This is a genomic window from Nocardioides alcanivorans (assembly GCF_021555175.1).
GTDB lineage: Bacteria > Actinomycetota > Actinomycetes > Propionibacteriales > Nocardioidaceae > Nocardioides > Nocardioides alcanivorans.
In genome coordinates this window covers 88,108-114,247 of sequence record NZ_JAKGRW010000024.1, presented here as the reverse complement: position 1 = coordinate 114,247, position 26,140 = coordinate 88,108, and the positions used below count along the sequence as shown (strand labels likewise).

Below are 26,140 nucleotides of genomic sequence, written 5' to 3'. Positions count from 1 at the left end.
GGTCAGCCGGCGTAGCGCTCGTCGTGGAGGGCCGCGGACAAGGGACTGCGCCCACGCCAGCCGAAGCGCTCCAGGTCCGGCACCTCGGGCAGCGATGCCACAGTGCCCACGCAGAGCCAGGCCACGGGCCTGATGTGCGGCGGGAAGCCCACGAGGGACGACAGCACGGCCTCGCGGTAGAAGCTCACCCACCCGACCCCGATCCCCTCTGCCGTCGCCGCGAGCCACAGGTTCTGGATCGCCAGACACACCGAATAGAGCCCGGCGTCGGCGATCGCATGGCGACCGAGCACCTGCTCGCCTGCCGTCGTCGGGTCGTAGCCGACGACGATGCCGAGACCCGATTCGCAGATTCCTTCGACCTTGACGCGTGAGAACGTCGAGTCCCGCTCGCCCTCCAGCCCAGCGGCAAAGACCGCCCGCTCTTCGAGCACGTGCGACCGGAACGACTCCAAGGTGGCGCGCTGCCGCACCGTCACGAAGACCCACGGCTGCGACATCCCCACGCTCGGCGCCCGGTTGGCCGCCTCAAGGATGCGGCCCAACACGTCGGGGTCGATCGGCTCCCCGGTGAACTCCGCCCGGGTGTCACGGCGCCGTGCGATGGCCTCGTAGAGATCCACTAGCAACCAACCTCCGTCGCTCGTCCGGCTCCTCGCTCACGATCAGCGCTGTAGAGATACGACTCGCCCGCGTCGCCTGCCTCGAGCGCCCGCCCCACCAGGATGACAGCAGCCTGGCGCAATCCGGCCTCCGCGACCAACGGCGCGATGGTCCCGACCGTGCCCCGGAGGACCAGTTCCTCCGGCTGGCTGGCGCGGTGCACCACCACGACCGGGCAGTCGGCGCCGACGATCGGTGCCAACTCCTCCATCAGCTCACCGGTTCGGGTGATCGCCAGGTGCAGCACCAGCGTGGCTCCGGTGGCGGCGAACTCCGCCAACGACTCCCCCGCACCCATGGCCGTCGAGCGCGCCCGGGTCCGGGTCAACACCACGGACTGCGCGACGAGCGGCACCGTCAGCTCGTTGCCCACCCGCGCAGCCGCGGCGGCGTACGCCGGCACCCCGGGCGTGACCTGCCACGCAACTCCGGCCGCGGTCAGTCGGGCGGTCTGTTCGTGCAGCGCTGAATAGAGCGACGGGTCGCCCGAGGTCAGTCGCACCACCCGCTCGCCGGCCCGCGAAGCGGCGACCAGGAACTCGGTGATCTCGTCGAGGTCGAGCCCTTGGGTGTCCACCAGTCTCGCCCGCGGGCCGCAGTGCGCCAACACCTCGGGATCCAGGTAGGTGCCCGGATACAGCACCAGGTCGGCCGTGGCCAAGAGCCGCGTCGCCCGCACCGTCAACAGGTCGGCTGCCCCGGGGCCGGCCCCGACGAAGTGCACGGTCATCGCACGAACCTCGGCGTCCAGACACCCGCGGGCGAGACCCGCGTCGACGACGCTCCCACGATCAGCAGGCACTTCATGTCGATGCTCGGCGGATCGAGCTCGCCCAACGTCGTCACGCTCAGCGACTCCTCGGCGCGTCCCACGTCGCGTCCCACCACCACGACCGTCTCCGCGGACTTGTGCTCGAGCAGCACCTTGCACGCCATCGCGATCTGCTCGCGGCGGCTGCGCGAGGCCGGGTTGTAGATCGCGAGCACCAGGTCGGCCTCAGCGACCGCGCGCAGTCGCTTCTCGACGACCTCCCACGGCTTGAGGCGGTCGGAGAGACTCATCACCGCGAAGTCGGCTCCCACGGGGGCACCCGCCCGCGCCGCCACTGCCTGCACCGCGCTCACTCCCGGCAACACCCGCACCGCAACACCCGCGTACGCCGGGTCCTCGGCGGCCTCGAACACGGCGGCGGCCATGCCGAAGACACCGGCATCACCCCCGGAGACGACGGCCACCCGCTCGCCACGTCGCGCCAGATCGAGCGCGAAGGCCGCGCGGTCCACCTCGACCGTGTTGCCCGACGCGTGCCGGGTGAGCCCCTCCCGCTGCGGCACCCGGTGGACGTACGGCGCGTAGCCGACCACGTGATCGACCTCGGCGAGCGCGGCACTCACCTCGGGGTGAGCCAGCCGTCCGGGCCGGGGCCGAGCCCGACGACCAGCAGCTCGCGGGCATCGGCACACGTCGACGAGCCCGCCACCGACGCCTGCTCGTCACGTGAGCGCCGACCGTTGAGGCTGTCGCCGGTCACGACGATGAGTGAGAAGTAGGGCACCGAACGCTCGTCGACATCGGCCACCGGTAGCCAACGTGCCTCGGGCATCGAGGCCCGCTCGACATACAGCGCGTGCTCGAGCCGGCCCGCTGCGGCGAGTGCGCGGCGTACCGCTGGGAAGGTGCGCCCCAGCTTCATGATGATCGCGCCGTCGGTGTCGGCCAGGCGGCGAGCCAACTCGGGTTCGGGCAACGTGCCGGGCAGCACCGTGAGCACGTCGGTCTGCCGGACCAGGGGCGAGGCGACAGCCGCCGTCGCCGCCAGGAAGGCCGGTACCCCGGGCACCACCTCGGTGTCGTAGTCCAGCGCCAGCCGGTCGTGCATGTACATGTAGGAGCCGTAGAAGAGCGGATCACCCTCGGACAGGAGCACCACGTCGCGTCCGGCGTCGAGATGGTCGGCCAGCCGTCTGGCCGACTCCTCGTAGAAGTCGGCCAGCGCCCCTGCATAGCCACCCGGGTGGGCGGTCGTCCCGGTGGTGACGGGGTAGGTCAGCTCCTCCTCGATCGCGCCCGCGGGGAAGAGATCGGCCGCGATCCGCCGGGCGTTGGAGGCCTTGCCGCGCGCTGCGTGGTAGGCGATCACGTCCGCGTTCTCGATGAGCCTCGCCGCTTTGCGGGTGATCAGCTCGGGGTCACCCGGCCCGACGCCGACGCCGGCGAAGTGCCCTGCCCTCGTGGTCGCTTCGACGCTCATTCCTGCTCCTGGGCCAGTGCGTTGAGTGCTGACGACGTCATCGCGGAGCCACCGCGACGACCCCGCACGGTGACGAACGGGATGTCGATGCCGTGGACGGCGTGGAACTCCTCCAGGGCCTGCTTCGACTCGGCCGCGCCGATGAATCCGACGGGACACCTCGACGATCGCCGCCGGGCGCGGTGCGCCGTCGACGAGCATCTCCAGCAGGTGGAAGAGCGCGGTGGGGGCGTTGCCGATGGCGACGACCGCCCCTCGAGGTGTGGCTCCCACAGGGAGACCGCAGCCGCGGTACGCGTCGTCCCCCAGGCAGCAGCCAGCCCCGGCACCTCGGGTTCGTTGAGCATGCACAGCACCTCGTTGTCGGCTGGCAGCCGAGTGCGGGTCACCCCCTTCACGACCATCGTCGCGTCGCACAGCATCGGCGCGCCGGCCTGGAGAGCCGCGCGCGCAGCGACGAGCTCCGGATGCACCACGAGGTCGTCGACGAGGTCGACCTGTCCGCTGCCGTGGATCATCCGCACCGCCACCTTCTCGGCGCTCGATGGCACCCGCGAGAGGTCGGCCTCGCGCCGGATGGTGGCGAAGGAGTCGAGATAGATCGCCGGGCCGCGGTCGACGTAGTGGTAGTGCCGCTCCGGGCGGCGGGGTTGGTCGGACGAGATGGTCACGAGGGCTCCTCGGGGATGAGCACGCCACGCCAAGGGGTGACGATGAGTTCGGTGGCGGCCGCGCTGAGTCGTCTCGACAGCTGCGCGGCTCAGGCCGGAGTCGGGGACGGCCTCGTGGAAACCGCCGGCGATGCGCCCGTACGGCGGGGGCGGCTCGGCTTCGGCAGTCTCGGCGAGGCGGCACTCAGGGGCGCAAGCGGCTCGGTGAGCTCCTGCACGTGCCAGGCCGCGGCGGGCCCGTGGCCGCGTCGCGCCACGAAGTCGCGAGCGAGCGAGGCCAGCGCGTGCGCGGCTGACGTGAGCGGCACGACCGCGCCCCACCCGTCACCGACGCGGAGCTGAGCCGTCGCCTCGTCCAGGGCAACGAGCCCGAGGTCACCCGCACGGTCGAGCAGGTCCTCGTGGCCGTCGTCGAGCACGAAGAGGAAGCGTCCGGGCAGGTCGCCGGAGCGCCGGATCCGCACACAGCATCGCGTCGAGTGCCGCGACGACCGGGCTGCAGATCAGCCTGGCCTCCGGCCAGTCCGGTCCGGGGTGATGCCATCACGTTGCGCACGAGGTCGTGGGTCCGGCTCGGCAACAGGCCGGTCGCCTCCAGTGCGGCCAGCGCCGGCTCGGTGAGCAGCTCCTCGCCCGGCGCCGCGGGCATCGCGCGCACCTGCAGGTTGGTGCGACCGGTGACATGGACGCGACCGTCGCCGTACTGGTCCGCGACCTCGGCCAGGGCCAGCAACTGCGTCGACGTGACCCGGCCCCCGGGGAGCCTGAGCCGCACGAGCAGTCCGTCGGCTGCGGGCCACGGACGCAGCGCGCCCGGGCAGCGGTCGGCCTCGGATCCGGTCCACCGGTGTCACTCACCCTGTCTGAGTCCGGGCCCGTACGCGGGACCCACCTTGACCCGACGACGGCTGTCGCCAGGGCCAGCAGGTCTTCGACTCGGATCAACCGGGTGAGGACGCTCTCCCAAGGTCGAACGACCTCAGTGGCTGCCGTTTCCGGCGTGCCCTCCCGTCCCCTCACCGCTGCGCGTCAGTTCCGGATTCGCACCGGATTCCCTGACCCCGTTGTGGCGGAGTACGACTGGCTGCTGTGACCTTATCGCGCCTCGGCCGGGCCTCCTCGACCGGTCGAGCAGATGTGAGAGCCTGCAGGAGCCAAGGAGTTCACGGTGGTTCGGGCCGCGGGAGGTGCAGGTGACCCCAACTCAGGTCAGTACGTCGCGACGGCGAGGACGCGCGCCGCTCCCGGAGCCCCGCGGCGGGTGGTGGAGCGTCGTCGTGCCGGCGGTGGCCGGTGCCGGGCTGTGGGCGATCGCGGTGGGGGCGGCCGTGGCCCTGCTGCTGCCGCTGTGGGACGTCGAGTGCCACACCGACGCGGCGGGATCGACCATCTGCCCGCGCGGCCAGGATCGCAATCCCGTCCTCACCGGACTCTTCGACAGCTCGTGGCCGGCGATCGACTCGCCCTGGGTCCTGGCGCTGGTCCTGGGGCCGCTGGTGCTCGGCATCGGTCTGGGCAAGCTGACCTTGGTCCGCGAACCCTGGCGCGACAGTGGCGGCGCGTCAGGGCTGGTGGGCACGTTGAGCGGCATGGCGGGCATCGGCGTCGGCCTGATGGTGGCCGCCGTGGGCTTCACCCGCTGGTGGATCGCGCTGTCGTTGGGAGGTCTCGGAGTCGTCGCCTGCCTGGCGGCGGGGCTGGGCATCGGCTACTTCAGGTGGGACCTCCGCCACAGTCACGCCGCCCACCTCCGCAGGGTCGAGTTGCGCGAGAGAGGCATCCGCACGCGGGCGCCGGTCACCGAGATCGAGTGGCTCAACACCTACACGGGCGAAGAGCTGCACTTCAACGTCACCGCCCGGCTCGACGTACCGCCCCGGGCCGGCAGGCTGGTGACCGAGGAGATCCGGGTCGCGAAGCGAGATGCGCCCGTCGTCGGTGGCACGGTCATCGTCCACAGCGACGACGAGGAGTCGCATCCCACCGGGATCACGGTCGTCATGGAGCCGGACCCCGACAGCATCCGCGACCCGGACGCCGAGGAGCGTTACCCCGATTTCCCGATCGGCTGAAGCCAGCACCGGGAGGTCACGTAGCCGTAACGACCACTCCTTCACTGTGGCGTCGCTCACATTTGCGGCGTTACGGTCACGGCATGACTGTCACGGAGTCCGGATTCGTCAGAGCAGGACACGGCGAGCCCCTCGTCGTCCTCAAGGACGTCAACAAGTGGTACGGCGACCTGCACGTGCTTCAAGACATCGACCTCACGATCACGCGCGGAGAAGTCGTCGTCGTGATCGGCCCCTCGGGCTCCGGCAAGTCGACGCTGTGCCGCGCCATCAACCGGCTGGAGACGATCGACCGTGGCGAGATCTCTCTCGACGGCCGACCGATCCCGCAGGAGGGCAAGGGGCTGGCTCAGCTCCGCGCCGAGGTCGGCATGGTCTTCCAGAGCTTCAACCTCTTCGCACACAAGACGATCCTCGAGAACGTGACGCTCGGCCCGATCAAGGTGCGCAAGCAGCCCAAGGCTGAAGCCGTGAAGCACGCCGAGGAGCTCCTCGAACGCGTCGGGGTTGCCGCCCAGGCGCGCAAGTACCCGGCGCAGCTCTCCGGCGGTCAGCAGCAACGCGTCGCGATCGCTCGAGCCCTGGCCATGGACCCGAAGGTCATGCTCTTCGACGAGCCGACGTCGGCCCTGGACCCCGAGATGATCAAGGAGGTCCTCGACGTGATGGTCGAGCTGGCCGAGCGGGGCATGACGATGGTCGTGGTCACCCACGAGATGGGCTTCGCCCGTACGGCGGCGGACCGGGTCCTCTTCATGGCCGACGGCCAGGTCGTCGAGGAGAACAAGCCCGAGGAGTTCTTCACCAACCCGACGTCCGACCGAGCCAAGGACTTCCTCTCCAAGATTCTCAAGCACTGAACCTGGGGGCGCGGCCCAGACCCTGGACCACCGGCTCTCCCGATGCCCGACCGACAGGAGAAGAAATGAAGTTGAAGAGAGCAAGAGCGGCGTTGGCCTGCGTGGCGCTACTCGCGACTGTCGCTGCATGTGGTGATGCGGGGAGCGATGACAGCGGCCGCGAGGTCGACGCCGACACCGACGCCGCCAGCGAGTTGCCCGAAGGCAGCCGGATGGCAGAGATCCGTGACTCCGGCAAGGTCGTGGTCGGCGTCAAGTTCGACCAACCCGGCCTGGGCTTCAAGAGCGCCACCGCCGACCGTCCGTCCGGCTTCGACATCGAGATCGCCAAGATCCTGGTCTCCAAGCTCGGGTTCAACCCCGACGGCTCCGACGTCGTGTGGGAGGAGACGGTCTCCGACAACCGCGAGCCGTTCCTGGAGAGCGGCAAGGTCGACCTGGTGCTGGCGTCGTACTCGATCACCGATGACCGACGCAAGGTGGTTGGTCAGACCGGCCCCTACATGGTCACCGGCCAGCAGCTGTTGGTGAAGTCCGACAGCGCAGTGGAGAGCATCGCCGACCTGAAGGGCAAGGAGGTCTGCTCGGTCACCGGTTCGACCTCGATCGACCGGATCAACGCCGAGGGCGCCAAGGGCGTCGGCTTCGACTCCTACTCCGAATGTGTCCAGAAGGTGTTGGACGGCACGGTCGAGGGGATGTCCACCGACGGTTCGATCCTCGCCGGCTACGCAGCGGAGAACGAGGGCGAGCTGAAGGTCGTCGGCGAGCCGTTCTCCGAGGAGCTGATCGGCGTCGGCTACAGCCAGGACCACCCCGAGATGTGTGAGTGGATCAACAGCGTCCTGGAGAGCTCCTTCGAGGACGGATCCTGGGCCGAGGCGTTCGAGTTGACGCTCGGGCCCTCCGGCGTGGAGACCCCCGACCCGCCCACGCTGCAGCCCTGCCAGTGATCCACCGGAAGCGGGCGGCCCCCGAGCCTCTGGGCCGCCTGCTTCCGCCCTCCAGCCCCCACCGCGCACCCGAGAGGAGTTGACGTGCAGGCGGTCCTCGACAACTTCGACCTCTATCTGAAGTCCTTCGGCTACACGGTGGCGCTCTTCGTCTTCGCTGCCGTTCTCTCCACCGTGATCGGCACCTTCCTCGCTGCCTGCCGCGTCAGCCCGGTGCCCGTGCTGCGAGTCGCGGCCGGCACGTGGGTGACCTTGGTGCGCAACACGCCTCTGGTCATCGTGTTCGGCACCTTCTCCTTCATGGCCCCGATGCTGTGGCAACGGCTCAACTTCCGATGGGTGTCCGTGCACATCGGCACCTTCGACTTCACCGCGTTCTACACCGCAGCAGTCGTCTCACTCAGCCTCTACACCTCGGCGTTCGTCTGTGAGGCACTGCGCTCAGGAGTCAACGCCGTACCGCTCGGGCAGGCGGAGGCCGCCCGAGCGATCGGTCTCCCGTTCTCGGGTGTGATGACCCAGGTGATCCTGCCCCAGGCGTTCCGGGCCTCGGTCCCGCCGCTGGCCAGCGTCCAGATCGCCTTGATCAAGAACACCTCGGTGGCTGCCGTCTTCGGCGTCGCGGAGGCGACCTCGCAGATGCGGGACCTGAACAACGGCTTCGCCTCCCAGCGCACGGAGATCTTCATCTGCTTCGCGATCGGCTACGTCGTGCTGGTCGAGCTCTTCTCGTTCATGAGCAACCGGCTCGAGCGACGTTGGAGGGTGGTCTGATGAGCACCGGAGTCCTGTTCGACGCGCCCGGCCCGCGCACCGTACGGCGCCACCGGCTCTATTCGGTGATCAGCGCTGCCGCCGTCGTCCTGGCACTCGGCTGGGTCGTGTGGCGCCTGTACGACGCCGATCAGTTCACCCACGACAAGTGGGTGGTCTTCACCGATCCCGACTACCTCCGGGTGCTCCTCGTCGACGGCCTGGTCGAGACGCTCAAGATGGCGTTCTTCGCGATCATCCTCGCCGTCGTCTTCGGCTTCGTGTTCGGCATCGGCAAGCTCTCCGACCATGCCTGGATCCGGTGGCCGTCCTGGCTGGTGGTCGAGTTCTTCCGCGCGGTCCCGGTGCTGCTGCTGATGGTGTTCGTCTGGTACGCCCTGGGCATCAAGGAGGACAACTCGTCGTTCCTGGCCGTCGTCATCGCCCTGACGCTCTACAACGGCGCGGTGCTGGCCGAGGTGCTTCGGGCCGGTCTGCTGGCCGTCCCGAAGGGGCAGGCCGAGGCTGCCTACGCGTTGGGCATGCGCAAGACCCAAGTGGTCTGGATCGTGCTGATGCCGCAGGCCGTCAAGATCATGCTGCCGGCGATCATCAGTCAGTGTGTGGTGGCCCTGAAGGACACCGCTCTCGGCACCTGGATCCTGGCTCCGGGTCTCACCAAGGTCTCCAGCCAGATCTACCTGGAGTTCAACAACCGGGTGCCCACCATGATCGTCGTGGCAGGCATCTACATCGTGGTCAACCTGCTCCTCACCCTGCTCGCGACCTGGATCCAGAAACGGTTCGTCGGCGAGAAGAAGGTGCTTGAGGTGCCGATGGTCGGCGACGCCCAGACCCGCGCCAAGGTGCCTCGCTGACGTCGAACTCGGGTCTCAGACCGCTCGGCTGCGCGGGTCGGCCACGAGCCGCTGCACGATCTCGAGCCCTCGTGACAGATCCGCCATGGTCGGGCCGCCGAGACAGAGCCGTACGCCGCTGACTCGCTGCCGTGGGTCGACCATCATGGCGGCAGGATCGGTGAGCCGGACGCGCTGGTCGGTCGCGGCAGCAACGACGGAGCGGGCTCGGTCTGCTGGGAGCGGCAGGAAGACGTGGTATCCCGCCTGATCCGTCCCGAACAGTGCACGCCCGAAGATCTCGCGAGCCAGGTCGGTGCGCCGTGCTCCCTCGTTCCTGATCGCCGCACGGACGGTCGTCGCGACCCCCGCCCCCACGAGCACGTCGAGGAGCACGCAGATCAGGGGTGAGACCGGCAGGCCGAGTGTGCGGACCGCTTCGACGGTTCCCTGCCGATAGCCGATCGGCGCCTTGATCATCCCCAGCCGGATCGCCGGGCTGATCGCCTTGGAGGCGCTGCTGACGTAGAAGGTGCGTTCGGGAGCCAGCGAGACCAGGGCACGTGCGGGGCGGTCCTCGGACAGTGCATAGACGTCGTCCTCGATGATGAGTGCGTCGTGCCTGCGCGCCACCTGCACGATGGCGCGGCGCCGAGCACCGCGCATCGTCGCACCCGTCGGGTTGTGCAGGGTCGGGGTGACGTAGACGACCGGCCGCGGACCGCCGGAACGCCCGCGCCGTACGAGTGCCGCGTCCAGCAGCTCGGGACGCATGCCCTGATGATCGATCGGCACGCCCCACACGGGGTGGCCGGCCAACCGCGCATAGCTCAAGGCACCCGGGAAGGTGACCTCCTCGGTGAACACGGTCGCCCGTGGGCCCGACTGCGACGCCGCCAGGAGAGCGGCCGCGATGCCTTGCTGCGCGCCCTGCGTCAGCACCAGTTCCTCGGGCGCGAGCTCGAGGCCGGTCGCAGCCAGCCAGTTGGCCACGGAGCGCTTGTCCCTGAGCCGACCGCCTGGCGGACCGTGGCTGGACAAGGCATCGGCGTCCACCCGCCGGGCACTCTCGACGAGGGCGTCCGTGATCACGGTGTCGGCCAACATCGGCGGAGGCATGTTCATGGCCAGGTCGATGTCCCCAGTCCCGCTCTCGGCGCGGTAGCTGACGAACATCCCGCGCCCTGGTGATCCACGCACCAGACCTCGGAGGCCCAGTTCGGCGTACGCCTTCGACACGGTCCCGAGCGCGATGCCCAGCTGGTGTGCCAGGGCCCGCTGTGGCGGTAGCCGCTCGCCCTCGATGACGACGCCGTCCACGATGTCCGTCGCCAGCGCCGCCACCAGCCGGGTGGAGACGGGACCGGCCCCCTCCGCCAGTCGGGGCGTCCAGCCTGGGGGTGGGCGCACGATCCCTCCCGTCTCGCGAAAGCGTGTTGGAACACTTTGGCTCAGATCTTCAAAGCGTAACAACATGGGTGGGCGGCGAGCGACGGTTGATGCCCACCCGGGTTCGTCGCGGAAGGGACGGAGGGCCACGTGCTCGTTGAAGGCGATGCGCTGATCGGAATCACGCTGGTGGCGCTCGGCATGGTGCTCACACCTGGACCGAACATGCTCTACCTGGTGTCCCGGAGCCTCTCGCAGGGTTCGGTCGCCGGGCTCGTGTCGCTCGGGGGCACCGCGGTCGGCTTCGTCGCCTACATGACGATGGCGAATCTCGGCCTCGCGGCGGTGTTCATCGTCGTGCCCTGGCTCTACACGCTCATCAAGGTCGCTGGCGCGGTCTATCTGCTGCACCTCGCATGGCGAGCGTTCCGGCCGGGTGGTCCGGCCCTCTTCGAGGCCCACGACCTCGCGCGCGACTCCAACGTACGGCTGTTCGGGATGGGGCTGGCCACCAACCTGCTGAACCCGAAGGCCGCGATCATGTACGTCGCCCTCATTCCGCAGTTCCTCGAGCCGAGCAGTGGCAACGTCGTCGCCCAAGGCTTTGTCCTGGGCGGCGTCCAGATCACCGTCAGCATCGTCGTGAACACGCTGATCATCCTCGGCGCCGGCAGCATCGCGGCGCTCCTGCGTGGTCGTCCGCACTGGCTCCCCTGGCAACGACGCGCCACAGGCACCATGCTCGTCGGCGTCGGGGTCCACCTCCTCGTCGACGCTCCCTCCCCCGCAGCCGTGTGACCCCGCGTCGGCGTCGACTAACGTGGCCATCAGCGAGGGGTGCTGCTCGAACTGCCGCCTCGACTCCATCCCGGCCAAGGAGCACCGCCATCGATTCCGAACCAGACGACAGCGACGACTCCGGCGTCGGTCCGGCAGCGCTGCTGGCGCTCGCGCGCGACGATGCAGACAAGGAGCGGTTCGCCGCCACCCTCGCTGCCGCGCTGCCTTGGGTCGCCCACCTCCCCGCCCACGATCAGGATGCATTCTGCGTCGAGGCTGCCGCCACCCTCAGGGAGTGCGCAGCCACTGCCAGGTTTGGTGAGTTCGCGGAGCTGCTGGACGACTGGCGTGCTGCCGCCGACATCTGGACCGACCCCGCCCTCCCGGCTTCGCTGAAGAAGAGCCCCGCACCGCCGGAGGAGTGAGCCGCAGGCCGTCTCGTCAACCCGGAGCGCTGGTCGGGCGTCCTCATGAGTGAGCACACGACCACTCACCCAGACGAAGGAGCGACGATGCCACGCGGAGCAGCTGCCCTGTTCAGCACGATCGTCGCCCTGCTGCTCATGGCAGGGTGCACACCGGACGCCGACGACGAACCCACCGGCGCCTCCAGGACTGACGAGACCACCGTGTCGACCACGCCCGAGCCGGATCCAGCGTTCTCCGAGGGCACCAGGCCCCGGACGGGCGGGGCAGCGAAGGCATCGGACCTGGTGCTCGTCGATGTGCGCGTCGCCGCGGCTGAGCACTACGACCGGATCGTGCTGGAGTTCAGCGGCACCGGGACCCCGGGCTGGGTCGTCAACTACGTCGATGAAGCCGTGCTCGACGGCAGCGGCGAAGTCGTCGAGCTGGACGGACGAGCGTCCCTGGACATCTATGCCTCGGACACCACCTGGCCGGCACCCGACTACTACGACGGCCCGACCCAGATCACCGCGAACGGCGACGCCGTCACCGCCGTACATGTCGGCGGCACGTTCGAAGGCACCACCCAGGTGATCGCCGGGATCGACGGCGCGCCCGCCCCCTTTCGGGTCCTCACCCTCACTGCCCCCTCACGCCTGGTGATCGACGTGATGCACACGAGCAACGACAACGGCTGAGATCTCGCACCAGCGCCGAGCGCCCGCAACCGACTGCACTGCTTGAATGGACCCTCCCAGTCCAGCCCGAGGAGCATCAGTGACCGATTCCCGACCTGCCGACGGTGATGTCTGGTCAGGCAGGCGGGCCGATGCTCGGCGCAACCACGATCGGGTCCTGGCCGCGGCCACCGAGGTCTTCACCGAGCGTGGCCTCGAGGCCACCATCCCAGAGGTCGCTGCACTCGCCGGCGTCGGGAAGGCGACCGTCTACCGGAGTTACCCCACCAAGGCTCATCTCGTGGACGCGCTGGCGCAGGTGCACGTCGTGTGGCTCTCCGATGCACTGGACGAAGCCATGCAGGCGGCCGAGACAGATGCCCACGCAGCACTTGGCACGTACCTGCACGCGGTGGCGGGACGCCTCGCGGAGAACAAGCTCATGAGCGACGTCATGGCACAGGCAACCCATGGCGTCGACAGCGAAGCTGCGACCGAGAAGCTCGACCGGATACTCGGGCACGGACGCGCGCAGGGCACCATTCGCAACGACATCACCCCACTCGACATCCGGGTTCTCGTCTCGGGCTTCGTCCGCGCCCTCCTGGGGCTGGACATCCGAGACCCCGCGTTGTGGCACCGGTACGCCCGGCTCACGATGGCCGCGCTTCGGCCCTGATCGTCCTTGACGGACCGCGACCTCCCGCCGCTCCGCCGCCATCGTCGTCGGAAGTCTGGGCGGCGGCGTGACCGACCTCACGTTCGCTTGCTGCATACACACACTGAGCCGAGGGCTAGATTGCAACCGGACCACATGGTCCGTTTCTATGCGGAAGGCAGGCGCGTGACGACAGCACGAGTGGCAACCCACGAGGACCAGGTCGATCACGAGAGGTCGGGCGCTGGGCTGTTCGTCCTCTCGCTGGCGGCAGGTGCGTTCGTCCTCGCCCAGACCACGGTCGTCCCCGGCCTCGGCGTCCTCAGCCACGAACTCAACGCATCCGCCGCCGAGGTGGGCTGGGTGCTCACCGGTTACCTGATCTCCGCGGCCATCCTCACTCCTGTCTTCGGACGCCTCGGTGACATGTTCGGCAAGCGCCGGATGCTCCTGGTCTCCTTGCTGCTCTTCACCGCGGGCAGCGTCGTTGCAGCACTCGCCCCCAACATCTGGGTCCTGGTGGCGGCACGAGTCATCCAAGGTGCGGGCGGCGGCATCTTCCCGCTCTGCTACGGCATCATCGGCGACACGTTCCCCCACGAGAAGCGCTCCACGGCTCTCGGACTGATCTCGGCGCTCGCCGGCATCGGCGCGGGTGCCGGACTCGTCCTCGGTGGCGTGCTCATGGACCGCCTCTCGTGGCCCTGGATCTTCTGGAGCGGCGCCCTCATGGCCGGAGTGGCCCTGATCGGGGCGTTCAGGCTTCCGGAGTCTCCGGTACGCGCGCCCGGGCGGCTCGATCTCATGGGCGTCGTACTGCTCGCGGTCGGCGTGACCGCCCCCTTGCTGGGCCTCAGTCACACCGCCAGTTGGGGATGGGGAGACAGCCGGACGCTCGGCCTGTTCGCACTCGGCGCGCTCTTCCTCGTGCTGTTCGTCCTCTTCGAGCTGCGCACCAGCGACCCGCTGGTCGACATGCGTGTCCTGCGTCGGCCCGCGGTGCTGGCTGCCAACGTCACGACCCTGCTCTTCGGCTTCGGCATGTTCGGCGTCTTCGCCCTCGTTCCGCAGATCGCCCAACTTCCCGAGGCGACCGGCCACGGGTTCGGACTCGGCGCCACCGGCTCGGGCCTGCTCCTGGTCCCCGGCTGTCTCGCGATGCTCGTCGCCGCCGTCGTCGCCGGACGACTCATCATCCGCATGGATCCGAAGATCCCACTCGTCATCGGCGCGCTGATCTCCGCAGCGGGACTCGGCGGCATGGCCCTCGCCCACGGATCAGAGCTCAGCGTCGCCCTGCTCGCGACGTTGACCTTCATCGGCATCGGTCTCGGCATGGCCGGGCTGCCCAACATCATCATGGCCGCCGTCCCCGCCGACAAGCTCAGCGAAGGCACCGGCGTCAATGCCCTCATCCGCACCGTCGGCTCATCGATCGGATCCCAGGTGGCCGCAACCGTGCTGGCCGGGTCAGTCGTCGCAGGAAGCATGGTGCCCAGCGACGACGGCTTCACCACCTCCTTCTGGATCGTCGGCGGCGGCGCACTCGTGGCAGCCTTCGCCGCGCTGTTCATCCCGCGCACGCGCGCCGTTGCCGTCCAGCACGAGCACGAGGTGCTCGACGCCATCGAGTCCCTCGACCCCTTGGTCGAGAGCGAGATCGCTCGGCGCTGACTCAGCGACGTGTCCCCCACATACCTTGGGAGCCCACTTCGACCACTGTGACGCACAGGCGTGGGAGTGACGCACGGCCGGGCCAACTTGGGGTCGACTCAGGTCCTCTTACGCCGGTAGGCGTGACCCCGACCACTCGTACCCGGGACATGCTCGATCTCGTCGGCTTGGATCAGAGCCTCGAAAGTCTTCTTCATCTTGCTCTCCGAGTTCAGTCCAGTGAGCTTACGGGCCTGCTCATTTCGAATCTGAGGATTCGTTTCCAAGTATTCGACAACCTGTTGGGCTGGGCTAGCCAAACTTTCGTGTCGAATCACCACCAAAACCGAGTGATCTCGCTCGACGACTTCCGGCTCACGCAAATTCAGTTTGCGCATGGACTCAAAGGCTGTATCGAGGCCCTCTCCGACATCCTTATTTGGGGGATCCGGGAATCGGTTAAGGTGCCGGACAATGTTTGGATTCCTGCTCAGGCGTTCGTTCAGGATATTGGCGCTCGTGATGTGCCCAGGAAGCCGGCCCGGGCTCTCCACTTCAACTCGAGTCTCATAGATTCTTACGTGAATGTCATCCGTCACGCTGTAGTCGCGATGAAGGACCGCATTGGTAATGATTTCGTGCAACGTTTCCTGAGGATATCGAACTGTCCGCAGTCCGTCCTCGTCCAGTACGGCAGCTTTCGAGATGAGTTCGACCGTCTCAGCGACTGCGGAGTACACCTGACTATAAAGATGCCCCTCAACAGTCACAGGATCCTGAACGAGGCGGTCGCGCGACATCTCGTCGCTCGCATAGCGGTAGATCTTGACCCCGCAACGCTTCGGGAGGGCAGCCTGGGGGTTCTCGGCAAAAAGTAGCGCCGCCGCCACGCTCGGACGGTCCCCATGAATTAGATACTGACCGCGTAGGTAGATCTCGGGCTCAGCGGACGGTACAGCCTCCATCAGATACTCCAAAACTGGAAGCGAATTCGTGATTTCCGACAGCGGTATCGAAAGCGTCTCGTCCTCGAATGACTCGAGGCCCTTTTGACGACGCAGTGCTTGCAGTGCCTCGTCCGACCGAACAGGCAGATTCTGCGCGCTGAGTCGCTTGTATACGTCTCCGCTCGTGGCTTTGCGAACGAATCGCGACTTACGTGCATTAACGTGAAGCACAAGACCTGTGTAACCATCTACCTGCAAGAATTCGCCTGAAATGTCCTCTCCAAACGGTGACACATCTTCGAAGGCCTGAATGTGGCCGTTCGCATCCTCTGCGTCCGAAAATCCGCGCCAAGAGAATACGCCGTCTGACTCGTCAATACCGACGTACAGGTCCCCGCCGTCGGAGTTCGTAAACGCAGAAAGAGACCTAGTTAGTTTTCCAGGCGCGACCTCTATCGCCTTGAAATCGAGGAAGTGACCCTCCGGTCGGGCAAGTAACTTGAGCATCTGCTCAACGCTGATCTCTACGATCTCCACGATTGACCCTCTCAAATTGCCCTGCCGACACGAGCACGGTACACGCTGTTTGAGCCCATAGCCGTGCGGATTGCGCTAAAGCAAGGCCCAACTGGCGCCCGCCGGCGTTACCGCGCTTCGTGGCCATCGACACACGCCAATGCGCGGCACTCCACCACGAGGCGGCTGCTTCCCCCACCCCCCGCGAGCGCATCCCACGCACCAGGCGCGGGATTGCGTCCTTTCCCCGCCTGCGGACGCGGTGCCCAACCCCTCGGACTAGCGTCGCAGGCCCAAGAGCTCGGCGCGTTTGCGGCGGGCGGGCTGAGCCACGTCAGTCGCCGCACGGAGCGTTCCATGTCCGACTCGACCGTCTTCCCGTTCCACCCCATCACTATGACCACGGCGCAGCTCGCAGCCGTTTCCTACCTTGCCCGCTACTCGGGCCGCACGCACAGGCTCTACGCCTACCAGCTCCGGCGCTGGTTCACCTGGTGCGAGCAAAACGGACTGGATCCCCTGCTAGGGATCCAGCGTGCCCACGTCGAGCTGTACATCCACCACCTCGGCGAAACCGGCCTGATGGATTCCTCCATCGTCACGATGATGCACGGCGTCCGCGGCTTCTTCCGGTTCGCACACATTGACGGTCTGATCACTGCCGATCCAGCCGTCTACGCCCGTCTACCGAAGATCCAGCACGACGAATCCCGCACCCAGGGACTCGACCGGCTCGAGCTCATCCGCTTCCTCCAAGTCGCCCAGACCCTCACGGTGCACCACGGGGCGCTTGCGTTCCTTCTCGGCATCAATGCCCTGCGCGCTTCCGAAGCAGCCGCAGTTCGCATCGAGGACTACGCCGACACGCTGCGGGGTCACCGAGTCCTGCACCTGGTCGGTAAGGGGAACAAGCCCGCCACCATGCCGATCACGATCCCAGTGTTGCGTGTCCTTGATGCCTGCCGAGGACAGCGTTCCGATGGGCCGCTCGTCCTGAGACCGACCACGGGGAAGCCGATCGATCGCCGAGACGTTTACCGGATGGTTGTGAGGGTCGCCAAGGTCGCGGGCATCCCTCGGCACATCAGCCCGCACTCGCTGCGTCACGCCGCCATCACCAACGCCCTCGACGCTGGCGTCCCGCTCCGCGACGCACAGATCCTGGCGCGCCACGCCGACCCACGCACGACCGAGCACTACGACCGCGCCCGCGGAAACCTCGACCGACACGGCGTCCACTTCCTCACCGCCTACGTCGCTGGAGTGTGAACGTCCTGCGTCCCTTGCACCCAGATTGACGCGCTCAGATGACGATGACGTCCTGGCGGCTCTGGGCAACGCAGACGCCATTCTTCACGATCATGGCCTCGACGTAGTAGTGACCAATGTAGGACGTCGTCTCGGTGCGGGTGCGGCTACGCGGTGTCCTTATGGATGTCACCGCGTAGCGCATCTGCCCGCTCTGCCTCCTCGCCGTAGTCGCGGAGCTTCCAGTAGCCGTCGTAAGGCTCTGGGATGTTCGACTCCTCGACCTGTGCGTATTCAACCATCGGCGCATGACCGGCGCCCGCGAACGCGCACGGCCGGTAACCTGGCCTCACCCACCCGGCCCCTTCGACGAGGTCGGTCAGTCCGCGGCCTTGTCCTCGTCACCTCCGTCGATCACCCAGCGGCCCCAAGTACTAGGAAGCCTCGATGAACAGGCTGCTGAGAGGGCTTATCGACCTGCGGTGTTGTCGACGGTGATCGCACTCGAAGGCGGCATCCCCCTTCGAGTTGCTCGAGCGCGATCGCGCCAAGGCCGCCACTTTTGCTGCCGACGGCAGTTGGTCGCTGACACATCAACCCTTCGTCCAGAAGGGCATGCCACTGCATTCATGAACCACGAACCGGAGCAGCAAGAGCTGACCTCCACATGGTCCTACTTGTGTGCCGAGCGAACGATCCATGGAACGGCTTGACTGCCACTGAGTAAGTCGGTCGCAGTTGGAGCGGACATTCCAGCCACCGTCGCGGGCATACCAATTCGGGGGCTGGCGAACCCCGAGAACCCATCCGCCGAGATCGCATAGCGGGAGAACTTCCGCGTCGACCACAACTCATCGACAGTCGCCATAGCAGAGGTCTCACTTTCGGACACAACGAACAACCGACACTCGCCCGGCAGGCTTGTTGCGAGTAGGTCCAAGAAGTGCTTCTCCCGGCCGCGCCAGCCAATGGCGACAACGGTATCGACCTCGCTAAGGTCTTTCGCGAGGGCATCGAGATGAGACTGGGGGCATGAGAAGCCTGCCTTGTGTCTGGCGGGTGCCGCCAACGCCGGCAGCCAGTACATCTGGTTCTGGACGTCTCTATACGGATCGCCATCATCGGGATCGTCGACCCGATACTCATCGGGCAGCCACTGAAGACTGCCAGCTTGCTCAATGAGCAGGTGAAGCACATCCTCAGGATCTTGGTCTCCCAGCCAAGCATTCGAAGGAAGCTTCGCCGCTTGGCTCCAGTTGACTGATCCGTGTGGCTTGTACAGCCGAAGGTCTACCGGCGAGATGTAGTCTTCGATCTCCCTGAATCGCTTGCCGTAGACGTCTTGCACGGCGTACTCCAGCAATCGGTCGTAGTTGAAAGTAACGAGGCTCGCGGCTTGACCGCTGGATTCGAGCGAGGCCGCCAACTCGTTTAGAAGGGACACATAGTTCGTCTGACCCACCGCGTCCTCGTGCCAACGATTCGGGAGTTGAGTAAGGAGGCTTGACAGGTACGCCCGCAGAGCCGTCAGTTGAGGATGCAATGCGCTGAATGCGCGCTTCTCCTCCTGGTATGCCTCCAGAACCTCCTCAATGTCTTCTCCTGCCGCTGCCGCGTTCCTGAGATGCATAAGGAGCGGAGTGGCGCGGACAAACTCCCGCGCGCACTCCTTCGCCTCGTCGCTTGACGGCTCGAACAGACTCGTTGCCAGTGGAGGTCACCACCCTCCGTCTTGCATATACTCGTCATGCTCATCGGATGAGTAGCGCCTCCGAGGATCGCTGTCGAATGAGGCCCCTGCTCCGAAGATGAAAACAAACACGCACATATCGTGCCGTTAGTTAGTTGGCGCAGCCGTCTGACCCGCCGCACGCGCAAGTGGAGGCTGGGAAACGGTGACCACGACGGGCCGAGGCGCCGAGCCCGGCGCAATCGACCTGCGGCACACCCGCGTCACTTCGCCGCGTAAGTCCGCATCGTGTCGGCAGTCAGCTCTAGGGTTGCACCCGTGCCCTTCCGACCTGGCGAACACGCGATGTCCCGTGAGCTCGAGCCGCTGTACGAAGACGTACCGCGCCACCTATCGCACCAGCTCACGCAGTGGACGGCTGGATACCTAAACAGTCGAGATGCCAACGGCATAGAGAGGATTCGCGCCATCGCGAACCACATGCGATACGACTATGCCCAAGCTCCCAAGGTAGCGTCGAACTCCACCAAGGACGCCGACATGCGCATGTACATCCTCAAGAAGTGTCAGCAGCCCGAGGAGCACCTGCGGGTTGTCGAGTACCTCTTACCGTCGGTGCACATCTCATCCGCGCTGGCGCTCGAGGAGATGCTGAGACTGGCCAACTCGGCCTACGCCGTTTCGTCGGAAGCCAAGCGGCTCGAGATGCGGGTCGAGCCGGAGGTGAAGGCCCAGGTCGAAGCGGTAATCGCGGCGGCCACGGAATCGGCGGGAGGTCACCTCACAAACGCGTGGAATGAGGCGTATGGCCGCGAGGCAGATCCCGTGAAGTCCTACAGCGAGTCGATTAAGGCCGTCGAGGCCGCCCTCGCTCAGAGTGTGTCGCCACAAAATGACAAGCAGACTCTCGGCACCATGATCCGCGACGTCGCAGCGAAGCCCGCTAAGTGGGAGTTCGTCATCGCTGGCGGTTCTGTCGGCGGGGTCGAGACCATGCTCTCCATGATGAGGATGCTGTGGGAGGGCCAGACCTCCCGTCACGGAGGGGTCAACCTAACGCGTGATGAGACGCCCGAGGAGGCAAAGGCTGCGGTCCACTTCGCCGCAACGCTGGTGCAGTTCGGTGTCAGCGGGGCGTTCTCGATAGCCTGACTTGAACGGGTAGCCACCTGGCCTAGCCCATATCGCCGCGAAACGCCCTGCCTGGGTCAGGCTGGTGGGTCTGGTTGCTCAGTCGCTGCAAGCAGCGCTTCGACTACGGAGAGCACGTCGTCGAGGTGCTGTGTGGCCGTACGCCAGACCGTGAGGTTGTTCACCTGCGCATAGCCATGAATGAGGACGTTGCGCATCCCGATGAGCTTGTGCACGTTGGGGACGAGGTCAGCGGTCTCCGAATCGACGCGTCAAAGCCTGTTCATCGCTTCGCCCGCGATCTCGAACTGCCGCTCGACACCCGAGCGAAGGAGGAGATCGTTGCTGTAGTCGTCCCACGACTTGGCTACAACGAATCCTTGAATGCGTCTCACTGCGGTCGCAGCGTCCCACAGGAGCGCGGCCGAGTCAGGCTGCATAAACGTCCTTGGCCGAGCGGAGAGCCGATGCCGCGAAGTAGGGGTTCTCGACGGCGTCGGACATGACCAGATCGACGCTGCGCCCTGTGATCGCCTCCAGGTCTTCCTTCAGCGCAAGGTAGTTGCCCAACAGATCATCGACCTCGGGGAGAAAGTCAACAAGGAAGTCGACATCACTGCGCTCAGGGTCGAACTGGTCGGTGACCGCAGAGCCGAAGGCGCGCAGACGCGCCACCCCGTACCGTTCACAGGCGCGCGCGATCGCCTCACGGTTCCGAAGCATCAGGGCGGACATGCTCACAGTGTCTCAGAATCGGACGCACCTTCACACTGACCGCGTCACTTCACCGCAAACCGGACGCGCCGAACCTCACCTGGGTCAACTCATTCAGCCCGCCCGTGCCCACCTGACTCGGTGCGGGTCCAGCCAAGATGCGCGCATACTCGATCCATGGACCCCGCCATGGTCACGCGCGACGCATTCGAGGCAATGGTCGTCGACGCGCTCGACTCGTTGCCGACCTGGGTGCAAGCAGTGGTCTCCGAAATCGCGGTCCTTGTCGAGGACGAGCAGGCCGAGTCCGAACGCCGTCCCGGAGTCCTGCTGCTGGGCCTCTACCGCGGCATTCCTCGCACCAGCCACTACGGGCGCACCCCTGGCACACTGCCGGACACGATCACCCTCTTCCGAGCACCGATCGTCAAGGCCTGCACCACCGTAGAAGAGGTGCCCGCTCGGGTCCGTACCGTGCTGGTCCACGAGATCGGGCATGCGATGGGGCTGTCCGAGGCGCGTCTGCGTGAGTTGGGATGGGCGTAGCCCCGAACCTCAAGCGCGACCTTGGTATGCCGTGTCCGATACTCCGGACGGATGCGGTCCCGCGAGCACCTCACCTAGCGTCAGAGCCATGCGTGGAAAAGTCATCGGAGTCCTCACGATCCTCCTGCTTGCGCCCGTCACCGCAGAGCTGCTGCAGGCCTACCTCGGCGATCTGGGCGGTATCGGCGGACTGGTCTTCGTGGATCTCTTCTTCGCCCCGCTGTACGGCGGGATGGCGTTGCTGATTCGCGAGGTCTCGGTCCGCACCGGTCGTGGGTGGCGCGGCCGGTTGCTGCTGGCGGCGGCCTTCGGTGTGGCCATGCCGACGATCATCGACCTGTCCCTCTTCACACCGGTTCGCGACGACATCGACGACTGGGGCACCATCGTCTCCGCGGTTTCGCTGGGCGGGATCGGTTGGTACGCCGCGATCACGTGGGTGGCCGGACACGTGTTGATGAGCGTGACGGCACCGGTCGTAGTCGGCGAGACACTCGCCCGGCATCCGGGCCCCTGGCTCGGGAAGCTCGGCCTGGTCATCACCGGGCTGGCGTTCATCGGGATGGCCGCGGTGATCCATCACGACCAAGCCACGAGTTACGCGATCGACGCCGGCCCTGCCGACTACGTCGTCTCGTCCGTCATCATCGCGACTCTCGTCGTCCTCGCGTTCACGCCGCTTGGCCGACCGCTTGACCCAGGCCGCGCGCGCCGCACTCCGCCACTGGCGGTCTGCCTTGCGGTCGGCGTCGTGGGCATGGCGGTGCTGGACTTCGTGCCACTGTCTCTCATCGGGCTGGCGGTATTCGCGGTCACACTGAGCCTCGGACTGCTCTTGGTCGCCCGGTGGTCGGGCTCACCCGGCTGGACGCAGCGTCACCTCGCAGCGCTCACCCTTGGCGCACTCCTGACCCGCACCGTCACCGGTTTCCTGGCGCCACTCCCCCAGGACACGACGTGGCCGGAGAAGATCACCCAGAACGCCACCTATCTGGCGCTGATCCTGCTGCTCGGCTGGGCGATGCACCGTCGAACGCGCCGCATGGACACCGGAGCAGTGGATGCCCTGGCCAGCGGGAAGAGATGAGTCCAACGCACACCGTCCATCTGCATCCGATGAGCCCACCGTGACCACCACCATGTCGTTCAGCACGTGGTCGAAGGTGGGTGCCGCACCTGCTCCGCGGGTGCCCGAACCTCTCCGGCAACAGCGACGCGCAAGTTCCCGATCGCGGAGAAGACAAGCAGCGCGAATCCTGCGGCGACTCCGGTCCAGCCGGCAGCAGTCCTGCTCTCGGACGCCAACGTGACGGCCGCACCGATGACCGCGACGGCAATCAGGCTCACCGCGAGCCAGCGGAAGACTGGCAGTTGGAACGCCCGGGCGAATGGCAGGAAGTGCGCCCCGACAACGAAGACGACCCAAGGGAGGACGACGGTCGGCTTGGAGAACACGTTGGTGATGATCGCCGCTCCCACGGGAATGGCCACAGCCATGGCAATGACGCTGATCACGTAGGTCCGCCTCGCGCTGCGGCTTGGTGGCGCTTGGCCGACCTCTGGTCCGCGGAACATGCCCCACGACGCTATGACGACGAAACCGACGACCGCCGCGACGCGCCAGACAAGGGAGGCTGGAACGGCACCGGCATTGACGACAACGAACGTCAGTCCCCGGCTGCGCCGATGATCGAGCCGATGGGACTGGTCCGCATCCGGCAATTGCTATCACCCCGTTTCAAGACGCTCGCCGCCCCCGGGCAGCCGGGTGGCCGCCCTCTCGTGCTCGTTGGAGGGCCGATACGCGACTCGAGGTACGGCGGCCAGTTCTTGGGGCGGGCATCGCCGGGAGCTGATCATCAGTCCTCAAGTCGGGCGATCGCCTTGCATGCTGTTCGCACCGGCTCGTCCAGCCACTCCGGAATCGGTTCACCGATGAGACTCCGCACCATCCCGAGCGGGGTGTCTCGAGCAGCAAGTGCAACCAGGTCGAGGCCACGTTGGCTCACCCGGCCATAGCGGCGTTCGGCAAGATAGGACAGCAACTGGGCCACAGGTGCGTTGAGGTCGCGGAGGTCATCCAAGAGCCCTGCGGGCGGGTCGGCCACAAGGTCGCGGTAGCGAAACACTGTCAGCATCCGCGCGTCCTGTGGATGCTGACGACAAAAGTGCGGAATGAGCATGCCGGTCTCGACGATCGCCTCGATCGGGTCACGAACTTCGCGGATCTCATCGAACTGGGCGTGATAGCGCCGGACTGCGCGGATCCAGGCTGAGGCAAAGAGCGCGTCGCGCGACGCGAATCGGTGGTAGATCGAGCCGGACGGGGCGTCCAGCAGCGTCGTGACGTGCGCAACGGTCGCAGCTCTCCAATGCCGGTGCACTGCGGCAGTCGCCGCATCGAGCACTTGGTCGGTAGTGAACCGGGCGGGCTTGACCATGCACGCAGACTATCGCAGGGTAGAGACTGCCATCTAGATAGCCATCTCTATTCAAGGAAAGCGCATGCGTCCACAGATTCAGCCGATCGCTCTCGGGCTCGTCGCCGTTGCGGTCGTTCCCTACATGGTGTTGAAGTTGCTGTGGCTCAGTGGCTCCACCATCGGGATGAGCGAGCCTGCAGCGGTGGCAGAGGTCCAGAGCACCCGTATGGTCGTCGGCAACATCGTCACCATGCTCCTGGAGCTGCTGGCCGTCGGCCTGGCGGTGGCCCTGACCCGGCCGTGGGGTCTGCGGGCTCCTGCATGGATCGTGCTGTGCCTCGCGGGTGGCGCCACCGGCCTCCTGGCTCCGATCCTTCTCGGCCTACCTCTCGGAAGCCTCATCCAGTTCGCGGTCCGGGCAGATGTGCACACCAGTGGGATGGACAACATGTCCCCCTGGGTGTTCGCCTTGGCGTACGGCGGCTTCGGACTTCTGGCGATCGCGATCGCGGTGCTTGCGTGGCAATACGCGCTGATTCGTTGGGAACGCGTCCTCGCTGCCCCTCCGCGCTTTCCCAGTGCCCGGACCATCACCGTCGGAGCCCTGGGCATGCTGCCGTTCGGCACAGCCATGGTGTGGTGGGGCTTGTTCGGGCCTGGGGAGGCCGGCCCCCAGGCCATGGACACTCCGTCCCAAAGGACCGCCCTCGTGGTGACTGGTCTGCTGTGCATCGCCGGGCTGATGGCACCGATCCTCGGTGCGATGACGCAATGGCCACGTACGGCCTGGCTCGTCACGTGGGTGGGGTGCACGACCGCCGCTCTTCAAGGTCCGACCCAACTGCTCCTCGCCAACGGCGGAGACCCGACGCCAGCGATCGCCCTCATCACCGTGCTTGCCACGCCAGCGAGCTGCGGGTACGGCCTGCTCGTGTTGCGACAGAGGATTCTCGACACCAGCACGACGGATTTCGACAAAGCTATCGAGCACTCCGCTCGGGACGGCTCCGAGAGTCACGTGACGCTCGGAGCGCCCCGCGGTGAAAGGTGAGGCGACCATGCGACTGGCGGTGATCGGCTTGGGCCAGGGGCGACACTTGGCCCACTGGGCCGGCCAGGCCGGTATGGACGTCGTGGCGCTGTGCGACCACGACAAGCATCTGCTGGAGTCAGCTGGTTCGGACCACCCCGGCGCCCGACTGACAAGCCGGTGGCAGGATCTGCTGTCCTACGACCTCGACGCAGTGGCGTTGGTCAACGACTTCGACGCGCACGCAGCGATGGCCATCGCGTTTCTCGACGCGGGCATCCACGTCCTGTCTGAGTCGGCTGCCTGCACGAGCGAGGCCGAGGGGCGATCACTGATCGAAGCTGCGGACCGGGCCCATGTGACCTATTCGTTCGCCGAGAACTACGTCGCACACCCGCACGTTCGGGTGATCGCCGACGCACTGGCGGCCGACGAGGTGGGATCGGTGCAACTCATCGAGGCCGACTACCTACACGCCATGGCACCGAGCACCGTGGACTCCCTGATCCGCAACAGCACCACTTGGCGCGGTCGCATCTCGCCGGCGGCCTACTGCACACACACCCTTTCACCGATCCTCCACCTCACCGGCGCGTGGCCACTAGAGGTCTCCGCCTTCCCCGTGGACGACACAGATCCGCGACCGGCAGTGGTCATGGCGGTCCGTCTGTCCACGGGTGCGCTGGCCATCACGCGTCACGGGTTTCTCCAGGGCGAGTCAGAGAGTCACTGGAGCTGGCTGTCGGTGCGCGGTTCCACGGGCCTGATCGAGTCATCGCGCGCACCCGGCGAGGCGGCCTGGGACGTCCGCTTGAGAAAGGAAGGCTGGAGCGTCGACCAGAGCGAGGCTGTGGAGGAGACACGCCGCGCCACTCGGGTCGAGCTCAATGGCCAACCAGTGGGCCGTCACCACGAAGGAACTGTCCTCATGCTCCAAGCCTTCCGCAACACCGTCGAATCGGGAGCGGCACCCATGGTGCCCGTTCGGGCCGCCGTCGCCGCATCGCTGGTGGGAGTGGCCGGTGCTGAATCCTTGGCCCGCCGTTCAAGTCTCGTCGCGGTGCCGGACGTTCGGGAGCAGTGACCTCGACAGCCCGTTGAGAGCCTCGATCTGGGCCTTGAGCGTGGCGATGCCCGAACGGTCCAGGTCACCGGACTTGAGGGTGGAGATCGCCGGCCGCGTGATGGCCATTCGGTTGGCGAGTTCCTTCTGGGTGATGCCCTGCTCCTCCCGAGTCTCTCGGCGACG

The 26,140-nt window shown here is 66.7% G+C and carries 27 protein-coding genes, 4 pseudogenes and 1 riboswitch; of the genes and pseudogenes, 16 read left to right on the top strand and 15 right to left on the bottom strand.

The genetic code is table 11. The features are described 5' to 3' along the window. Window positions 1–2: 2 nt before the first annotated feature. The 6 genes and pseudogenes from bluB to L1066_RS27770 all read right to left on the bottom strand — a co-directional run. Window positions 3–623: a 5,6-dimethylbenzimidazole synthase gene (gene bluB, locus L1066_RS13780; protein ID WP_235736869.1), complete on the bottom strand. Its 621-nt coding sequence runs from the start codon at window positions 621–623 to the stop codon at window positions 3–5. Next, complete coding sequence (locus L1066_RS13775; protein ID WP_235736868.1) at window positions 623–1,393, bottom strand: cobalt-precorrin-4/precorrin-4 C(11)-methyltransferase; 771 nt, start codon at window positions 1,391–1,393, stop codon at window positions 623–625. Before L1066_RS13775 ends, bluB begins: the two co-directional genes overlap by 1 nt. Next, a pseudogene (locus L1066_RS28685) lies at window positions 1,390–2,915 on the bottom strand (precorrin-2 C(20)-methyltransferase). The gene L1066_RS13775 and the pseudogene L1066_RS28685 overlap by 4 nt, the downstream one beginning before the upstream one ends. Continuing rightward, window positions 2,912–3,580: pseudogene (locus L1066_RS13760) on the bottom strand (precorrin-8X methylmutase). The pseudogenes L1066_RS28685 and L1066_RS13760 overlap by 4 nt, the downstream one beginning before the upstream one ends. Window positions 3,581–3,675: 95 nt before the next feature. Further along, on the bottom strand, window positions 3,676–4,050 hold the full coding sequence (locus tag L1066_RS27775) for a hypothetical protein (protein ID WP_235736880.1): 375 nt from the start codon (window positions 4,048–4,050) through the stop codon (window positions 3,676–3,678). Window positions 4,051–4,283: 233 nt separating this feature from the next. Beyond that, window positions 4,284–4,361: pseudogene (locus L1066_RS27770) on the bottom strand (ferredoxin-like domain-containing protein); the annotation flags it as partial. A 130-nt stretch (window positions 4,362–4,491) separates the two neighbouring features. Beyond that, window positions 4,492–4,686: riboswitch (cobalamin riboswitch) on the bottom strand. 93 nt (window positions 4,687–4,779) lie between these two features. Between L1066_RS27770 and L1066_RS13745 the strand changes: the two are divergent. The 5 genes from L1066_RS13745 (at window position 4,780) to L1066_RS13725 (ending at window position 9,102) form a co-directional block, all read left to right on the top strand. Further along, window positions 4,780–5,658 carry a hypothetical protein gene (locus tag L1066_RS13745; protein ID WP_235736865.1) on the top strand — a complete coding sequence of 293 codons (879 nt, stop codon included), beginning with the start codon at window positions 4,780–4,782 and terminating at the stop codon, window positions 5,656–5,658. An 83-nt stretch (window positions 5,659–5,741) separates the two neighbouring features. After that, window positions 5,742–6,518 (top strand): amino acid ABC transporter ATP-binding protein, encoded by a 777-nt coding sequence (locus L1066_RS13740; RefSeq protein WP_235736864.1) that lies wholly within the window; start codon window positions 5,742–5,744, stop codon window positions 6,516–6,518. Between the two features lie 65 nt (window positions 6,519–6,583). After that, window positions 6,584–7,471 carry a glutamate ABC transporter substrate-binding protein gene (locus L1066_RS13735; RefSeq protein WP_235736863.1) on the top strand — a complete coding sequence of 296 codons (888 nt, stop codon included), beginning with the start codon at window positions 6,584–6,586 and terminating at the stop codon, window positions 7,469–7,471. A gap of 84 nt (window positions 7,472–7,555) precedes the next feature. Next, window positions 7,556–8,245: an amino acid ABC transporter permease gene (locus tag L1066_RS13730; protein WP_235736862.1), complete on the top strand. Its 690-nt coding sequence runs from the start codon at window positions 7,556–7,558 to the stop codon at window positions 8,243–8,245. After that, window positions 8,245–9,102 carry an amino acid ABC transporter permease gene (locus tag L1066_RS13725; protein ID WP_235736861.1) on the top strand — a complete coding sequence of 286 codons (858 nt, stop codon included), beginning with the start codon at window positions 8,245–8,247 and terminating at the stop codon, window positions 9,100–9,102. Before L1066_RS13730 ends, L1066_RS13725 begins: the two co-directional genes overlap by 1 nt. Before the next feature lie 15 nt (window positions 9,103–9,117). On the opposite strand, the gene L1066_RS13720 is transcribed toward L1066_RS13725, so the two are convergent. Next, a complete protein-coding gene (locus L1066_RS13720) occupies window positions 9,118–10,491 on the bottom strand; it encodes an aminotransferase-like domain-containing protein (RefSeq protein WP_235736860.1) in 1,374 nt (457 codons plus the stop codon). Window positions 10,492–10,620: 129 nt separating this feature from the next. Here L1066_RS13720 and L1066_RS13715 point away from each other — a divergent pair, with 129 nt between their 5' ends. From L1066_RS13715 to L1066_RS13695, 5 genes are all read left to right on the top strand, one after another. Beyond that, window positions 10,621–11,268: a LysE family translocator gene (locus tag L1066_RS13715; RefSeq protein ID WP_235736859.1), complete on the top strand. Its 648-nt coding sequence runs from the start codon at window positions 10,621–10,623 to the stop codon at window positions 11,266–11,268. Then, complete coding sequence (locus tag L1066_RS13710; protein ID WP_235736858.1) at window positions 11,265–11,675, top strand: hypothetical protein; 411 nt, start codon at window positions 11,265–11,267, stop codon at window positions 11,673–11,675. The genes L1066_RS13715 and L1066_RS13710 overlap by 4 nt, the downstream gene beginning before the upstream one ends. A gap of 87 nt (window positions 11,676–11,762) precedes the next feature. Next, window positions 11,763–12,356 carry an AMIN-like domain-containing (lipo)protein gene (locus L1066_RS13705; protein WP_235736857.1) on the top strand — a complete coding sequence of 198 codons (594 nt, stop codon included), beginning with the start codon at window positions 11,763–11,765 and terminating at the stop codon, window positions 12,354–12,356. A gap of 79 nt (window positions 12,357–12,435) precedes the next feature. Further along, window positions 12,436–13,014, top strand: a complete 579-nt coding sequence (locus L1066_RS13700; protein WP_235736856.1) for a TetR/AcrR family transcriptional regulator — start codon at window positions 12,436–12,438, stop codon at window positions 13,012–13,014. Between the two features lie 165 nt (window positions 13,015–13,179). Then, on the top strand, window positions 13,180–14,667 hold the full coding sequence (locus tag L1066_RS13695; RefSeq protein ID WP_235736855.1) for an MFS transporter: 1,488 nt from the start codon (window positions 13,180–13,182) through the stop codon (window positions 14,665–14,667). A gap of 98 nt (window positions 14,668–14,765) precedes the next feature. Here L1066_RS13695 and L1066_RS13690 read toward each other — a convergent pair whose 3' ends face one another. Beyond that, window positions 14,766–16,130, bottom strand: coding sequence for an RNA/DNA-binding domain-containing protein (locus L1066_RS13690; protein WP_235736854.1), 1,365 nt, complete (start codon window positions 16,128–16,130; stop codon window positions 14,766–14,768). A gap of 336 nt (window positions 16,131–16,466) precedes the next feature. On the opposite strand from L1066_RS13690, the gene L1066_RS13685 reads away from it, so the two are divergent. Beyond that, window positions 16,467–17,378 (top strand): tyrosine-type recombinase/integrase, encoded by a 912-nt coding sequence (locus tag L1066_RS13685; RefSeq protein ID WP_235736853.1) that lies wholly within the window; start codon window positions 16,467–16,469, stop codon window positions 17,376–17,378. A gap of 34 nt (window positions 17,379–17,412) precedes the next feature. Here L1066_RS13685 and L1066_RS28680 read toward each other — a convergent pair whose 3' ends face one another. Beyond that, entirely contained in the window at window positions 17,413–17,667 is a 255-nt protein-coding gene (locus L1066_RS28680; RefSeq protein WP_376707679.1) for a nucleotide-binding domain-containing protein, read from the bottom strand. 363 nt (window positions 17,668–18,030) lie between these two features. After that, window positions 18,031–18,987 carry an SIR2 family protein gene (locus tag L1066_RS13680; RefSeq protein ID WP_235736852.1) on the bottom strand — a complete coding sequence of 319 codons (957 nt, stop codon included), beginning with the start codon at window positions 18,985–18,987 and terminating at the stop codon, window positions 18,031–18,033. A 378-nt stretch (window positions 18,988–19,365) separates the two neighbouring features. Here L1066_RS13680 and L1066_RS13675 point away from each other — a divergent pair, with 378 nt between their 5' ends. Beyond that, complete coding sequence (locus L1066_RS13675; protein WP_235736851.1) at window positions 19,366–20,199, top strand: hypothetical protein; 834 nt, start codon at window positions 19,366–19,368, stop codon at window positions 20,197–20,199. A 56-nt stretch (window positions 20,200–20,255) separates the two neighbouring features. Here L1066_RS13675 and L1066_RS13670 read toward each other — a convergent pair whose 3' ends face one another. Both L1066_RS13670 and L1066_RS13665 read right to left on the bottom strand, forming a co-directional pair. After that, a complete protein-coding gene (locus L1066_RS13670) occupies window positions 20,256–20,414 on the bottom strand; it encodes a HepT-like ribonuclease domain-containing protein (RefSeq protein ID WP_235736850.1) in 159 nt (52 codons plus the stop codon). 193 nt (window positions 20,415–20,607) lie between these two features. Continuing rightward, window positions 20,608–20,913 carry a nucleotidyltransferase family protein gene (locus L1066_RS13665; RefSeq protein ID WP_235736849.1) on the bottom strand — a complete coding sequence of 102 codons (306 nt, stop codon included), beginning with the start codon at window positions 20,911–20,913 and terminating at the stop codon, window positions 20,608–20,610. Window positions 20,914–21,069: 156 nt separating this feature from the next. Here L1066_RS13665 and L1066_RS13660 point away from each other — a divergent pair, with 156 nt between their 5' ends. Together L1066_RS13660 and L1066_RS13655 are read left to right on the top strand one after the other, a co-directional pair. After that, window positions 21,070–21,438 carry a metallopeptidase family protein gene (locus L1066_RS13660; protein ID WP_235736848.1) on the top strand — a complete coding sequence of 123 codons (369 nt, stop codon included), beginning with the start codon at window positions 21,070–21,072 and terminating at the stop codon, window positions 21,436–21,438. A gap of 88 nt (window positions 21,439–21,526) precedes the next feature. Next, window positions 21,527–22,525: a hypothetical protein gene (locus L1066_RS13655; RefSeq protein WP_235736847.1), complete on the top strand. Its 999-nt coding sequence runs from the start codon at window positions 21,527–21,529 to the stop codon at window positions 22,523–22,525. A gap of 59 nt (window positions 22,526–22,584) precedes the next feature. Here the strand turns inward: L1066_RS13655 and L1066_RS13650 are convergent, their stop codons facing one another. Together L1066_RS13650 and L1066_RS13645 are read right to left on the bottom strand one after the other, a co-directional pair. Continuing rightward, a complete protein-coding gene (locus L1066_RS13650) occupies window positions 22,585–22,953 on the bottom strand; it encodes a hypothetical protein (protein WP_235736846.1) in 369 nt (122 codons plus the stop codon). 344 nt (window positions 22,954–23,297) lie between these two features. Beyond that, entirely contained in the window at window positions 23,298–23,879 is a 582-nt protein-coding gene (locus tag L1066_RS13645) for a TetR/AcrR family transcriptional regulator (protein WP_235736845.1), read from the bottom strand. A gap of 64 nt (window positions 23,880–23,943) precedes the next feature. On the opposite strand from L1066_RS13645, the gene L1066_RS13640 reads away from it, so the two are divergent. Together L1066_RS13640 and L1066_RS13635 are read left to right on the top strand one after the other, a co-directional pair. After that, window positions 23,944–24,912, top strand: a complete 969-nt coding sequence (locus L1066_RS13640) for a hypothetical protein (protein WP_235736844.1) — start codon at window positions 23,944–23,946, stop codon at window positions 24,910–24,912. Window positions 24,913–24,919: 7 nt separating this feature from the next. Then, a complete protein-coding gene (locus L1066_RS13635; RefSeq protein WP_235736843.1) occupies window positions 24,920–25,975 on the top strand; it encodes a Gfo/Idh/MocA family protein in 1,056 nt (351 codons plus the stop codon). On the opposite strand, the pseudogene L1066_RS13630 reads toward L1066_RS13635, so the two are convergent. Next, window positions 25,937–26,122: pseudogene (locus L1066_RS13630) on the bottom strand (helix-turn-helix domain-containing protein); the annotation flags it as partial. The gene L1066_RS13635 and the pseudogene L1066_RS13630 sit on opposite strands and share 39 nt — an antisense overlap. Window positions 26,123–26,140 lie beyond the last annotated feature (18 nt).

Bases quoted from the DNA above. Each gene is read 5' to 3' on its own strand.
- L1066_RS13775 (WP_235736868.1), bottom strand. From the start codon at position 1,393: ATGACCGTGCACTTCGTCGGGGCCGGCCCCGGGGCAGCCGACCTGTTG.
- L1066_RS13740 (WP_235736864.1), top strand. From the start codon at position 5,742: ATGACTGTCACGGAGTCCGGATTCGTCAGAGCAGGACACGGCGAGCCC.
- L1066_RS13735 (WP_235736863.1), top strand. From the start codon at position 6,584: ATGAAGTTGAAGAGAGCAAGAGCGGCGTTGGCCTGCGTGGCGCTACTC.
- L1066_RS13725 (WP_235736861.1), top strand. From the start codon at position 8,245: ATGAGCACCGGAGTCCTGTTCGACGCGCCCGGCCCGCGCACCGTACGG.
- L1066_RS13705 (WP_235736857.1), top strand. From the start codon at position 11,763: ATGCCACGCGGAGCAGCTGCCCTGTTCAGCACGATCGTCGCCCTGCTG.
- L1066_RS13685 (WP_235736853.1), top strand. From the start codon at position 16,467: ATGTCCGACTCGACCGTCTTCCCGTTCCACCCCATCACTATGACCACG.
- L1066_RS28680 (WP_376707679.1), bottom strand. From the start codon at position 17,667: ATGCGCCGATGGTTGAATACGCACAGGTCGAGGAGTCGAACATCCCAG.
- L1066_RS13680 (WP_235736852.1), bottom strand. From the start codon at position 18,987: ATGCATCTCAGGAACGCGGCAGCGGCAGGAGAAGACATTGAGGAGGTT.
- L1066_RS13665 (WP_235736849.1), bottom strand. From the start codon at position 20,913: ATGTCCGCCCTGATGCTTCGGAACCGTGAGGCGATCGCGCGCGCCTGT.
- L1066_RS13660 (WP_235736848.1), top strand. From the start codon at position 21,070: ATGGACCCCGCCATGGTCACGCGCGACGCATTCGAGGCAATGGTCGTC.
- L1066_RS13655 (WP_235736847.1), top strand. From the start codon at position 21,527: ATGCGTGGAAAAGTCATCGGAGTCCTCACGATCCTCCTGCTTGCGCCC.
- L1066_RS13645 (WP_235736845.1), bottom strand. From the start codon at position 23,879: ATGGTCAAGCCCGCCCGGTTCACTACCGACCAAGTGCTCGATGCGGCG.
- L1066_RS13640 (WP_235736844.1), top strand. From the start codon at position 23,944: ATGCGTCCACAGATTCAGCCGATCGCTCTCGGGCTCGTCGCCGTTGCG.
- L1066_RS13635 (WP_235736843.1), top strand. From the start codon at position 24,920: ATGCGACTGGCGGTGATCGGCTTGGGCCAGGGGCGACACTTGGCCCAC.